We start from the raw sequence: 12,781 nt of genomic DNA on the forward strand, positions 1-12,781 counted from the left end.
ACAGACGGATCTCGAACAGGTAGTTATGCCGGACGATCGAGACCTTGCATGGGCAATGGTGGGAGCGCAACTCCCCTCGCCTCTGCGGCAGTCGCCACAAGCTTCTCGACAAGACCCGCAAGCTGGGATCGCTCATCCTCTGTGAGTGCGGCAAGAAGGTCTTTGACGCCCGCGACGGCAGTCCTGTACTGCTCCTCGCCAAAGCGCTGGCCCTCTGGGGTGATGCGGACGATGACGCCACGCCTGTCATCGGGATTGATCTTCCTTTGGATGAATCCCTTGCGCTCGAGTGCCTTGAGCGTGTTCGCGATACGTGCGGTGGTCACGTTGAGACTCTCGGCAAGGTCCGTCGGTGATACCGCACCATGCTGGCTCAGGAAGCCGAGTACGCCCATCTCACCACGTGAGACGTTCGTCTGCCTCTGACCCAGCAGCCTATCCAAAGCGCCCATCAAGACGGTGATGCGCTCCTCGGGACTCATGGGTGTGTCCCTTGTCCACATGGGCCTCACATCCTCCTCTCATATGTTCATGAGCTACTATTACTATTAGTAAATATACCTAGGTTATAGCTTTTACCGTTAGTTATACTGCAGAGGTCACGAAGTCACTACAAGCACACGCGCATGTCGTAGGTGCGTCGCCCGCAGGCGACACCCCACACAGGCGAGCCCCTGGTCATGCCATCCAGCGGACACAGCTCTACCGCAAACCATCGGACAAGATCCTATCAGCCCCCGTGATCCTGCGGACGGGCCTGCAGGGCATGCCCATGGCCAGATGCCCTGCCGGAACATCCTTGGTCACCAAGCTACCGGCAGCGATGACGCAGCCTGCGCCTATGGTCACGCCGGGCATCACCGAGACGTTCGCGCCGATCCAGCAGTCGTCACCGACACTGATGAGAAGCGCGCGCTCGAGGCCCAGCCTGCGCTGTTCGACGTCAAGGGGATGCTGCGCCGTGTAGGCACCGAAGCCTGGCCCGATAAAGCAGTGGCACCCGATGGTGATGGTTGCCCCGTCCATGAGGTAGGCGCCGTGGTTGATGAACGTCCAGTCCCCGATGGAGACGTTATCCCCATAGTCAACGTGAAATGGGGAGTGGATGGTCACATGCTCGCCAAGATGGCCTATCAGCTCGTGCAGGATCCTCGCGCGGCTTGCCTCATCACTCGGGCGAGCGTGGTTGTAGTCGAAGGCGAGGTCCTTGGCACGCAGGGTCGCCGCAGCAAGCCCCTCGTCGTAGTTGGCGTCATACCACAGGCCCGCATCCCTGCGCTCGCGCGCACCCCTGCCACCGAGCGCGGTGTCGCCTCCCCCGTCGCTGCCTGTGCTGACGCTGTCGATCATGCGGTTTCTCCCCCTTTTGTCACATCCGCATCAACCACCCACCGTTCTGTGACCTCAGTCACGTGACCATCACGATCGCGCCGACCGTGACGAGGACGGCGCCCACCACACCCCGCGCCGTCAGCTGCTCGCGGAGAAGGACTACTGCCAGCACGAGGGTGATGACCAGCGAGAGCTTGTCGATAGGAACAACAAGGGATGCCTGCCCCAACTGCAGGGCACGGTAGTAGCAAAGCCACGACGCCCCCGTCGCAAGCCCCGACAAAACAAGGAAGATCCAGCTTTTGGCACTGATGGACGCAAGCCCGCCTTGGACCCCCGTCACAAGGACGATAGCCCAAGCCATCACGAGCACCACGAGCGTCCTCACGGCGGTGGCGAGGTTGGAGTCAACCCCCTCGATTCCTACCTTGGCAAGGATCGCCGTCAGGGCCGCGAACACGGCCGAGCCCAGTGCGAACGCGAACCACATGCCCGCCCGCCCCTCTCTCGCGCTTTCCGACATAGCTCGCCCCATGGCACATCACACGCCCTCACTCGAAACACGCCGCCGCCCCGCCGCACGGTGCCAGGCCGCATCACAGAGGACCCGGCGAATCCGGCGCCGCGCGTCTATGCTGACGGCCAACGAGCATCTTCCGCAAGAGTATACGTCTCCTTCGGTCGGCGATGGATCGGATCTCTGTCGCGAAGTGAGTGATCCACTCACTCCCGTTCGCGAAGTGAGTGATCCACTCACTCCCGTTCGCGAAGTGAGTGATCCACTCACTTCGATGTTTTATTCAGTAGGTCCTCTACCTGCGTAAACGGGATTTTCAGGTATTTCTTATCCGCTGTTTTGGGCGAAAAACCACTCACTTCGCGATGGAGCGAGCGCCACGCTCGCAATGGGACGAGCGCTACAGCACGGCCGCGAGCAGCCGTCTGGTGTGCTCGCTCTGGGGGTTGTTGATGACATCGACAGTGGGACCGACCTCGACGACACGGTGCTGGCCCATGACCACCACGCGATCGCAGATCTGGCTGACCAGAGCCAGGTCATGACAGATGAACAGCAGGGCCATACCGGTGTCGCGCCGGATGTCGTCCAAGAGCTGGACTATCTGCCTTTGTACCGTCACGTCTAGGGCGCTGGTGGCCTCATCGCAGACCAGCAGATCGGGCTGCATGGCCAAGGCCCGCGCGATGGCGGCACGTTGACACTGGCCACCGCTAACCTCGCGCGGGTAGCGATCCATCATATCCTTGGGCAAGTCGCAGCGCGCAAGCAGGTCAAGGGCACGCCTTCGAGCCTCGCTGGCATCGACGCCGCAGTTCCTGGGCCCCTCTATGATGCCCGCACCCAAGGTGCGCCGTGGGTCGAACGAGCCTGCGGGATCCTGGAAGACCATCTGTACCGACTCATACACGGCCCGTCGCTTAGCACCCCTCACACGCGTGATGTCACGCCCACATAGCAGCACCTGTCCACTCGTGATGTCAATTAGACGCGTGACCATGCGCGCGATGGTCGACTTTCCGCTGCCCGACTCGCCCACAAGGCCAACGCACTCGCCGGCATACACCTCGAAGCTAGCACCCTCAACAGCCACCGCGTCATCGAATCCCTTGCGCCTGAACACACGACACAGGTCGCGCACGGCCAGGACGGGCACTCTGTCCGCATCGCTCATGGGCACGACTCCTTATGAAGACGGGGGGCGGCATCCAACAGCTCGACCGTGTAGGGCTGTCGAGGGTGCGACAGCAGCTGGTCGGCAGGCCCCTGCTCAACGACATGGCCGTCCCTGAGCACCAGCACGTCGTCAGCGAGCATACGCACCACGGCAATGTTGTGGGTGACGACCACGATGGCGCAGCCCAGCTCGCTGCGCACCCGCGCGAGCTCACCAACCACCTGCTTTTGCGACACCACGTCAAGCGCACTGGTAGGTTCGTCGGCAAACAGCAGCTTGGGACGCATGAGCATGGCCATGGCGATGCCCACACGCTGTCCCAAGCCACCAGACAGCTCAAAGGGATAGCTGCCCAGTATGCGAGCGGGGTCAGCGACGTTCATCCGTCCCAAAAGGTCCCTCGCCCGCCCCAAGGTCTCAGCGTCTGAGCTGTGCCCGTGGGCGCGCGCCATCTCACGTACCTGGCTGGCAATGGTGCGGGTGGGCGTGAGCGCAGCTAGGCAGTCCTGGAACACCATGCCCAGCTCACTGCCGCACAGGGCACGTAGCTCGCGCGCGGGCATGTCCACCAGACTGCGCCCCTCGTACAGGATGTCGCCACGCGTGACGGCGCCCGCAGACCCCAGAAGCCCCATTGCCGCCCTGATCAGCGTGCTCTTCCCGCTTCCCGACTCACCCACGACGCCCAAGATGCGTCCGGCACCAAGCGTGGCGCACACGTCTCGCACGGCGAGAAACCCGCCGTACGAGACGTCGGTGTGTTCGAATGCGAGCAACGGGACACTCATGTCCACAGTGCTCCCCGTCCGCTATGTCATGTCTAGATCGACGGTTATCTCGTAGTAGTCGCACGGATGTGGTCGCATGCCCGACACCCTGGCGTCAGAAACGATGCCCATCGTCAGGTGCGATACGAACACCATGCCATGGTCGTCCAAGACCTGCTGCGTCATCTGCGTGCCCAGTTCGGCGCGCTTGGCGCTGTCGAACTCCTCATGCAGCTGCCGGTACAGGGTATCGATCTTGGCATTATGGTAGCCGCCGTAGTTGGCGGAGACGCCTTGGATGACGTGGGTGCCAAAGAAGTACTCGGGGTCACCCGTGGGGGCGCTCACGAGGGCGCTTGCGTACACGTCCCATGCCGTCGCGTCCTTGCGTATTGTGGTGTGGTTGGCCGTGCTGTTCACCTGCACGTCAAAGCCAATGGCCCCCAGCGTGGACTGCACCGACTCGGCCAGAAGCGGCAGTTCCATACGGCCCGGGTAGGTTAGCCAGCGGACGGTCAGCCTCTGGCCGTCACGCTCGCGGACGCCATCGCCATCGGAGTCCACCCAGCCTGCGGCCTCGAGCGTCGCCTTGGCGGCTTCGGGGTCAAAGTCCTCCGCTCTCACCGTGGCATCACCGAAGGCGAACTCGTCGGGGAACGGGCCCGTCGCCTTGGAGCCACGGCCGCTCAGCAGCGTGTCAACGAATCCCTGGCGGTCAATGCCCTGGCAGATGGCCTTGCGCACGGCGTCGTCTTGCATGACGGGCGAGGCGTAGTTCATCTGGCCAAAGAACACGCGACTGGTGTCGCAGCTGTTGATAGTGTACCTGCCGCCGTCCTTGAACAGCGCGTAGCTGGCGTACGGCAGACCGTACGAGGCGTGTATCTCGCCTGACTGCAAGGCGCTGGTCAGCGTGTCGCCGTCGGTGATGGCACGCACGATCACCCTGTCCATCTTGGGCGTGCCATTCCAGTAGTGCTCGTTCTTGGTCAGTGTGATCTCGGTGTCGGACACCGAGCTCGCCATGTACGGGCCCGTGCCACTGACGTTACCGTCGGGGCTGACGCCTGCCTGCATGTCGATGATGGCGCCGTACGGGTCGCTCAGGTAGTTGATAAGCGCTGGGCACGGCTCGCTGGTCGTGATGGTGATGGCGTTGCTCGCGTCATCCGCCTCGACGTTCGATATCTTGGTGTCAGCCGGTGCGCGATCATGCACGGCAATCAGGTCATCCAGGCACTCCTTGACCGCCGTCGCCGTCATGTGACGACCTGACGAGAAGTCCACGTCGTCGCGCAGGGTGATTTTGCACGTAGTGTCGCTGGTAAACTCATAGCCGGTGGCCAGCCATGGCTCGGGTTGCATCGAGTCGCTGAACTTGAACAGCGTCTCTCCCACACCATAGCGAACGGCACTCCAGCCCGAATAGGTGTCGTGCGGGTTCAGGCCGGCGTCATCCATCTGCGTCCCATAGCCGGTCGTCCCGTACACAAACGTCTTTCCGCCCGATCCGGATGAGCCTGGTTGGCCGGGCGCTCCGCCCGTCGAGGACCCGCCACACGCGCTAAGCGCCATCGCGCAGGCCACCAAGCAGGCAAGCATGACGGCAAGAAGCCCCAGTCCATTTCTCTTCTTCGTGATCGCCTTCATCGCCATTCCTTTCTCTCTGGCCTCACTTGACTTGACTCCTCACACCCGATGCGTCAGCATCCGGCGAGTCGGCACTGATACCCGCGCCCCCGTGGGCCCTCACGCCACACAGCGGCCCAAGCTGGCCCCGGCCACCCCTGTGCGTCGTGCGGTGGGCCGGGTCGATCCAGTCGCGGATGGTGTCTCCTAACAGGTTGAAGATCATCACGGTGACGAAGATGGCTACGCCTGGGGCAAGAATCGTCCACGGCGCGGTCTGCAGCAGGTTGCGGTTGCCACTCATCATCGAGCCCCACTCGGCCAAGGGCGGCTGCGCACCGAGGCCCAGAAACGACAGCCCCGCAAGCTCCATCATCATGGTTCCGATGTCCAGCATGGCGGTGACCAGGATGGGGCCTGCGATGTTGTGCAGGATATGGCGAAATATCAGCTGGGCGTCGGTACAGGCAGAGAGCCGCGTCGCTGCCAGGTATGTCGCGTCCTTCTGGGCCAGGGTCAAGCCACGGGCGATCCGCGCGTACTTGGGCCACGATATGGCCGCAAGCGCAATGACGGCATTCTGCATGCCTCCGCCGAGCACCCCGGCCACGGCCAGAGCGAACACCAAGCCGGGAAAGGCCAGGAAGACATCAGAGGCACGCATGAGCACCGTGTCCAGCACACCGCCGCGCCATCCACAGGCAACACCCACCGAGGTCCCGATGACAGAGACGAGCGTGACCAGGGCGAAGGTCGAGAAGATGGACGACTGGCCACCCATAATGATACGTGACAGCAGATCGCGCCCATAACGGTCGGTACCCAAGAGATGGCCCGGGCCAGGGGCCCGCAAGGCCATCGAGAGGTCCTGCGCATAGGGGTCGCAAGGCACGATGAGGCTGGCAAGCGCCGCGACGAGGACCACAGCGGCCGCCAAGGCCACAAGCACCGCCAGCCTCAGGGTCGTGCTCTCATGGCGGATGACCTGAGCCCGCACGGGAGTTGCCGACACCACGCGCTCAGCGCCCGTCATGCCGCATCGCCCTCCAACCGCACGCGCGGGTCAAGGCGATGGTACAGCAGGTCAGCCGTCAGGTTGACCACCACATAGATGGTGGCCATCCACACCACATAGGCCTGGATCATCGGGTAATCACGCATCGTGATCGAGTCGACAGCCAGCTTGCCCACGCCATCCCACTGGAAGATAGTCTCGACGATGACCGTGCCGCCCAACAGGTCGCCAACAGACAAGGCGAGGAGCGTGACTATCATGACCATGCAGCTCCTCAGCACGTCCTTGGCCAGGATGGTGCGCTCGGGCACGCCACGGGCACGCGCCCCCTCTACGTAGGGCTTGTCCAGCTCGTCGAGGACCGTCGCGCGAATCTGGCGCGTGTACTTGGATGCCATGGCGATGCCCAACGTCGCGGTGGGCATCACAGTGCCAGCAAAAGACAGCGACGCCACGCCCGATGATCCGATGGACGACGACAGCACCGGGAGCCAGCCTAGCTGAATCGAGAAGACATATATTAAGAGCAGCGCCACGAAGAAGTTTGGTAGCGAGTTGCCCACGAAACTGAGCGTGCGTATGAGGTAGTCGGTGAGCTTGTTGCGCTTGACCGCAGACACGATGCCCAATGGCACCGCCACGAGGACGGTCACGATGACCGAGCTCAGGGTGAGCAAGATGGTGGCGGGAAGCTTGGACGCGAACGTGGCGAACACGTCTTTGCCCGAGACGTAGCTCACGCCGAGGTTGCCCGTGACCATGCCCACCAGCCAGTCCCAGTATTGCAGCAAGAACGGCCGGTCGAGCCCCAGCTCGTGGCGCTTGGCGTCGATGAGCTCCTGCGACACCACGACACCCTGTTTTTCCAGCGCCGCTGTCACGGCATCGCCACCCGCGACGTGCATCAGGGCGAACGACAACAGTGTGATGCCAATGAGGATGGGTATGAGCTGGACGAGCCGCCGAACGATGTAGTTTCTCACCAGAACCGCCCCGTCCCTTCGTGAATGGATGCTGCGGACGCGACAAGACGGCGGTCGTACCGTACCATCGATCCCGCTGTCTTACAGCCTGAGCGACGGGCACTTGAAAGTCTCTGTAGAGGACGCACCCAGCCCATAAGGAGGCCACGCTATCCTGCCGCCTGCACGAGTCCACCTGCACGAGGCTTACCCTGAGTGCAGGCTCCAAGGAGCCTGCATCACCTAGCATGGCCTCCTGTGCTGCCAGAGGCTGTAGACCACGCTATCACAGGCTTCCCCTGGGGTGGGCGGCATGGCACCCTACCCGCCATTCGAACTGTTAGACAAGTTTACGATACCAGTTTTTCTATTCGTAACATTTCGACCGGCGAGTGGCGGGGCGCATGGCCCGTGGCTACAGCAAGCCACGGCGCCCGTATCCCTCACACAAGCTGGACCTACGCGTGCCCGTCAGGGCATATCCCCCTCTTTGCCGGCTGAGCCCGTATGAAATCTCCATAGCTAGCCCAGCGTCATGCACATGAGGTGCGCGGGCCACGCGACCTGACCTGCCAAACTAAGCGGGACCGTCTGGCGGGATACCGTAGTAGCGCGCAGCCACAGCAACCCGTTACGAATACCCGTAGATCGTGAGGATATTGTTGTTAGAGTCGACCGAGAAAATGACAGTGCCCCAGAAGTTCAACCCCCTGCCATCCGTAGCGTGGTCACGGTTACGTGACTGTTTCATGAAATCGGACTGGCTCAACGCCTCAAACCCACTATCATCGTAAAAGCCACAGATTGTGTCGTTCGTGAGGCGGAATCTATACGTTCTCTCCGAGTCATTCGTATACGCTCCCCCTTTACCAAAGTAGGCAAGGCCATCACGAAAGCTCGACCTTCTCAGTGCCCCAGAAATCACGCATGAGGCTCCAGTACCCTCCTTTGAGAAGGAAACGTGGTCGGTATAGGGAGGTGTCGTCTGCCGGTGGGGTCTCGCAAAGTACCAGGTGACAGTCCCAACCCACGGTCCGTCCTGCTCAGCGTAAAGCTTGACGCCCTCTCCCTGCCAACCCTCCCTCACGAGGTTGTCATACTCAGCCTTGCTGGTCGTGAAAAGGTGGGTCCCCGCCGTGAGATGGGGGTTGTAGAGACGGTACACCGCCACGCCTCCGCCACTGTGGAGGCCAACCCCCTCCTTGGTCCAGCCATCCCTGCTCCGCTGGTCGTATTCGGCTCTGTCTGTGGTAAAGAGGTGCTCGCCACTCCACCTGTTATAGAGACGATAGACATCGGTACCGGAGGAGGGGGCATACCACTTGACCTGCTCCTCCCTCCAGCCGTATTCGCTAAGGTCAGCATACTCCTTGACGCTGGTCGTGAACATGTGGTCGCCATTCCAGCGATTGTAGAGCCTATACATCGGGACTGCGGCGTGGGCCGCCCGGGGCGCTACCAACAGGGCGAAAAGCACCGCCACAAATACAGTGGTGAGAAATGATGCGGCATGAAGTGCGGACCGTCTGCTCATGGAGAACCTCCTTCTGTCAGATCCATACATATCTGATATTCACCCTAAGGCGAGGACCCATACAACGCAAGCTCCACGTGCCTTCGATTGCGCAAATGGCAGCCAAAACCTCGTCAGCGGTATCCACCATGACCCAAGTTATCCCTCAGTGCGGCCTACACGTTGAACATGAACTCCATGACATCACCGTCTTGAACGACGTAGTCCTTACCCTCCATGCGGAGCTTGCCTGCCTCGCGGGCGCCCGTCTCGCCACCAAGGGCAACAAAGTCGTCGAAGCTGATGGTCTTGGCCTTGATGAAGCCGCGCTCGAAGTCGGAATGTATGACCCCTGCCGCCTCGGGTGCCTTCGCGCCAACGCGCACCGTCCAGGCACGCACCTCCTTGGGACCAGCAGTAAAGTAACTCTGCAACCCCAGCAGGTGGTATGCCGCCTGCGCCAGGGTCTCAAGTCCACTCCTCTCAAGTCCAAGGGACTCGAGGTACTCTGCCGCCTCAGCAGCGTCGAGCTCAGCGAGTTCCGCCTCGACCTCGGCACAGATCGCGATGGGACCCTGGCCCATGATCCTCGCGGGCACCTCGCCCACCTTATCCTCGTCGACATTGGCCACGTAGAGCATCGGCTTCATGGTGAGCAGGAAGAGATCGTGGGCAGCGGCGCGCTCATCAGCGCTCATGTCGAGGTCGGCAGCGCGCCTTCCCTCGTTGAGCCACGCCTGCAGTCTCCTGGCAATGGCAAGACGCGGCAGGTTTCCCTTGTCACGCTTCGCCTCCTTTTCCAACTTGGGAACAGAGCGCTCAAGCGAGCTCAGGTCTGCAAGGACGAGCTCGGTCTGTATCGTGTCGGCATCGGACGCGGGATCCACCCGACCATCCACGTGCACGACATCCGCATCCGAGAAGTAGCGCACAACCTCACAGATGGCGTCGCAGGTACGGATGTTGGCCAAAAACTGGTTTCCAAGGCCCTCTCCCTCACTGGCACCCTTGACCAGGCCCGCGATGTCAACGAACTCGACCGTCGCAGGTACGATGCGTGCAGGGCTCACGATATCGGCAAGCCTCTGCAGGCGATCGTCCGGCACGTCCACGACGCCCACGTTGGGGTCGATGGTCGCAAAGGGATAGTTGGCCGCAAGACCACCCTTCTTGGTAAGTGCCGTGAACAGGGTCGACTTGCCCACATTGGGCAGCCCCACGATACCGATGGAAAGCGCCACGCTATCATCTCCGTTGTCGTAAAGAGGCTCACAGTGCGCCTGCGCCAGCACTGCGATGAGGCCTCGTCCAATCCGTTAGTTGTCAGCCACACGTTTAGTCGCCAGCCACACGCTCCCTTGCGCTCAACGCCCTGCCAGAACGTCTTGCGTCCTTCTCCGCCGCCCCCTTAAGGCGCTCTTCCTGCGTGGCGACGCTGCGCCTGCGGCGCTCGGCCTCCACATCGCGGACAACGAGCTCGCGCGGATCGCAGGTCTCCATGGTAAGCGCGTTCTCGGGGCACACCGTGGCGCAGGCGCCACAGTTCACGCAATAGGCGGCCTTCACCGAGAAGTGTCCCTGCCCGTCGAGGTCGCAGGCATTCACCGGGCACTCACGTACGCAGATGCCGCACATGGTGCAACGCGTTACGTCGCAAACCGGCACCTCGAGCCGCATGCGGTCGGCAAGCGAGGGATGCAGCTGGAGCATGCCGAGCACCGTCTTGCGCTTCTGTGTAAGGATGCGGCGATGCCCGCTGGCGGCCTTGTCGCCTACGGCCTCCTCAAGGGAGCGTTGCATGTCATAGAGCTGGTCGGCATGATCCCTGATCTTCTTCGCGATGGCCTGGGCGCCTACGGGCGCGGAGTTCGTCGCCACGAGCGCCGTCAAACCAGCCTGCCTCATATCGTCCATGAACTGGCCGCGCCTATAGGCCCGAGCCTGCTCATGGTTGAGGCCCCGCCCGCTTGCCTCAAAGCCAACCGACGCTTGGGACCACTTTTCTGCAGTTGCTATCTCGTTTGTATAGGCGTCCTCACCTGTGGTGGTACGACAGCGATCGCAGATGTCCAGGGGCAGGTAGACGCTGATATTGTCAAAGTCCGCGATAAGCGAGAGCCACAACTCGCGCGGGACAGCCCCCACGCACGGCAGCAACACCTCGTTTTCCCTAGGAAGGCGTCCCAACGCGCGCGTGCAGGTCACGTAGCACTGCTCGTAGGTACTTGCCGCCCGGGCTATCTTGTCATACAGCTGCCTTGCCATCAGGCGCTGTACGATAAACGACTCGGTGGGGCACACCATCGTGCACAGGCCGCACATGCGACAGTTGTCCTTCACACGGACGCTCGCCTTGTTGATCTCGATCGCATCCACAGGACAGATGTCCAGGCAAAGGCTACAGGTCCTGACAGCCACGTCTTGGTCCACGAGGGAGCTCGCCGAGCAGCGCAGGCAGAAGATGGAGTTGGGGCGAGGCTTCTCCTTGTAGTCCGAGGGGTCGAAGCGCTCCACGTGCGCGGGGTCGGTAATGCTGCCGGTCAGCCCACCGAGGGGGTTCAAGAGACGCCCGAGTCCATCTCGGATGTCGATGATGTCATCGATCACATCGTGCTTCTCTGCCATGCTCCCCTCCCCTGCGCAGCTCCGGCATCGTCACGTGCCGCTCTCGCCGTCATCGGCCCTGCGTCGCCCCCTTCGCCCTCGTCGTCGCAGGCCGCTTGCCGCCTCGCTCCCCTCACCTCATATGGACGTAAGCCATAAGGTTCTCGCGCATCTTGCCGACGGCGTGACCTGAATGCCTAGAACCTTGGTCCCGACCCGCAGTATGACCTGGGTGTCAAGTCCAGCCGCGTGAGGGGGCAAAGCCAAGGTCCGAGCCCATCGTAGCATTAGACGAGAGCGCGGCGGAAGACGAGCCCAGGGGCTCGCAGGAAGAGCGGTCGGGGGCGTGCCGGGCGCGTCGTCCGGAGAAGGTGTTGATGAGGCCTCGGGAGCGTAAACGGCAGCGTCGGCCACCGGGAGGCGGCAGCCCGCGAAACATCAAGGCGTTGGGCAAAAGGGTCACGCCTCCTCACGGTACCGTCCCCCCATAAATAGAGCGGGGTTTACGGGGATGGTTGGGAAATCAGAGCCCTGCCAGCGTTATGTCACCCACGCATGCCCACGCGTTGACATATGATATCCGATCCTATACTATTAAGATATACCTGGATATACGAAAGGAAAGCTTATGGGAGTAACGACTGGCGTAACGCTATGCAAGTGGGGCAATAGCCAAGGCCTACGGATACCCAAGGAAATGTGTGACCTGCTGGGCGTCAAGGTGGGTGCCTCGGCGAGCATTGAAGCTGATCAGGTGAATTCCCAACTTGTCATCACCTTCGAACGACCCGCTCACACGTACCGGCGCAGCCGCAAGGTATCCATGGAGGAGCTATGCGCCAACTGGTCCGGCGGCAAGGTCGGCAAGGAGTGGGGTGGGCCCGACATCGGGGCCGAGGTGGTAGGGTGATGCTATTCGAACAGGGCGACCTCATAGAAGTCAACTTTAACCCCACGGTCGGCCACGAACCCCAGAGGCGCAGACCGGCACTGGTCGTGAGCGTCGGCCACTTCAACAATGTGATTTCTAGCTTGACGGTCGTGTGTCCCATCACCTCCATCGCAAACGGCCATCCGCTGCACATCGAGCTGGATCCGAACAACGCGGTAAAAGGCTGTGTGTGTATCGAGCAGATGAGAGCCATCGACTTAAACAACCCCGCCAGAGGCGTTGAGCACCTGGGATCCATGATCGATTCAGCAACTATGTCACGCGTCCTCGATGCCATCGGTGCTGTGTTCAACATATAGGTAGAGAGAACGTA

Annotated in this window: 13 protein-coding genes; 2 read left to right on the forward strand and 11 right to left on the reverse strand. The window is 61.8% G+C overall.

The genetic code is table 11. The features are described 5' to 3' along the window. Nucleotides 1-23: 23 nt before the first annotated feature. From ADJ70_RS11105 to ADJ70_RS11155, 11 genes are all read right to left on the reverse strand, one after another. On the reverse strand, nt 24-503 hold the full coding sequence (locus ADJ70_RS11105; RefSeq protein WP_050341459.1) for a MarR family winged helix-turn-helix transcriptional regulator: 480 nt from the start codon (nt 501-503) through the stop codon (nt 24-26). Between the two features lie 199 nt (nt 504-702). Continuing rightward, nucleotides 703-1,350, reverse strand: coding sequence for a sugar O-acetyltransferase (locus tag ADJ70_RS15570; RefSeq protein WP_083443978.1), 648 nt, complete (start codon nt 1,348-1,350; stop codon nt 703-705). Between the two features lie 58 nt (nt 1,351-1,408). Further along, nucleotides 1,409-1,822 carry an EamA family transporter gene (locus ADJ70_RS11115; RefSeq protein WP_050341461.1) on the reverse strand — a complete coding sequence of 138 codons (414 nt, stop codon included), beginning with the start codon at nt 1,820-1,822 and terminating at the stop codon, nt 1,409-1,411. A 427-nt stretch (nt 1,823-2,249) separates the two neighbouring features. Then, nucleotides 2,250-3,023: an ABC transporter ATP-binding protein gene (locus tag ADJ70_RS11120; protein ID WP_050341462.1), complete on the reverse strand. Its 774-nt coding sequence runs from the start codon at nt 3,021-3,023 to the stop codon at nt 2,250-2,252. After that, complete coding sequence (locus ADJ70_RS11125) at nt 3,020-3,814, reverse strand: ABC transporter ATP-binding protein (protein ID WP_050341464.1); 795 nt, start codon at nt 3,812-3,814, stop codon at nt 3,020-3,022. The genes ADJ70_RS11120 and ADJ70_RS11125 overlap by 4 nt, the downstream gene beginning before the upstream one ends. Before the next feature lie 21 nt (nt 3,815-3,835). Continuing rightward, entirely contained in the window at nt 3,836-5,443 is a 1,608-nt protein-coding gene (locus tag ADJ70_RS11130) for an ABC transporter substrate-binding protein (RefSeq protein WP_172674498.1), read from the reverse strand. Nucleotides 5,444-5,465: 22 nt separating this feature from the next. After that, nucleotides 5,466-6,455, reverse strand: a complete 990-nt coding sequence (locus tag ADJ70_RS11135) for an ABC transporter permease (RefSeq protein ID WP_083443979.1) — start codon at nt 6,453-6,455, stop codon at nt 5,466-5,468. Then, nucleotides 6,452-7,420 carry a nickel ABC transporter permease gene (gene nikB / locus ADJ70_RS11140; protein WP_050341468.1) on the reverse strand — a complete coding sequence of 323 codons (969 nt, stop codon included), beginning with the start codon at nt 7,418-7,420 and terminating at the stop codon, nt 6,452-6,454. The genes ADJ70_RS11135 and nikB overlap by 4 nt, the downstream gene beginning before the upstream one ends. A 610-nt stretch (nt 7,421-8,030) precedes the next feature. Next, complete coding sequence (locus ADJ70_RS11145; protein ID WP_050341470.1) at nt 8,031-8,933, reverse strand: hypothetical protein; 903 nt, start codon at nt 8,931-8,933, stop codon at nt 8,031-8,033. 155 nt (nt 8,934-9,088) lie between these two features. Further along, nucleotides 9,089-10,153: a redox-regulated ATPase YchF gene (gene ychF / locus ADJ70_RS11150; RefSeq protein ID WP_050344552.1), complete on the reverse strand. Its 1,065-nt coding sequence runs from the start codon at nt 10,151-10,153 to the stop codon at nt 9,089-9,091. Between the two features lie 94 nt (nt 10,154-10,247). Further along, nucleotides 10,248-11,537 carry a 4Fe-4S binding protein gene (locus tag ADJ70_RS11155; protein ID WP_050341472.1) on the reverse strand — a complete coding sequence of 430 codons (1,290 nt, stop codon included), beginning with the start codon at nt 11,535-11,537 and terminating at the stop codon, nt 10,248-10,250. Nucleotides 11,538-12,144: 607 nt separating this feature from the next. Here ADJ70_RS11155 and ADJ70_RS11160 point away from each other — a divergent pair. After that, entirely contained in the window at nt 12,145-12,426 is a 282-nt protein-coding gene (locus ADJ70_RS11160) for a hypothetical protein (RefSeq protein WP_050341474.1), read from the forward strand. Then, nucleotides 12,426-12,767, forward strand: coding sequence for a type II toxin-antitoxin system PemK/MazF family toxin (locus tag ADJ70_RS11165; protein WP_050341476.1), 342 nt, complete (start codon nt 12,426-12,428; stop codon nt 12,765-12,767). The genes ADJ70_RS11160 and ADJ70_RS11165 overlap by 1 nt, the downstream gene beginning before the upstream one ends. Nucleotides 12,768-12,781: the final 14 nt, after the last annotated feature.

Source organism: Olsenella sp. oral taxon 807 (assembly GCF_001189515.2).
GTDB lineage: Bacteria > Actinomycetota > Coriobacteriia > Coriobacteriales > Atopobiaceae > Olsenella_F.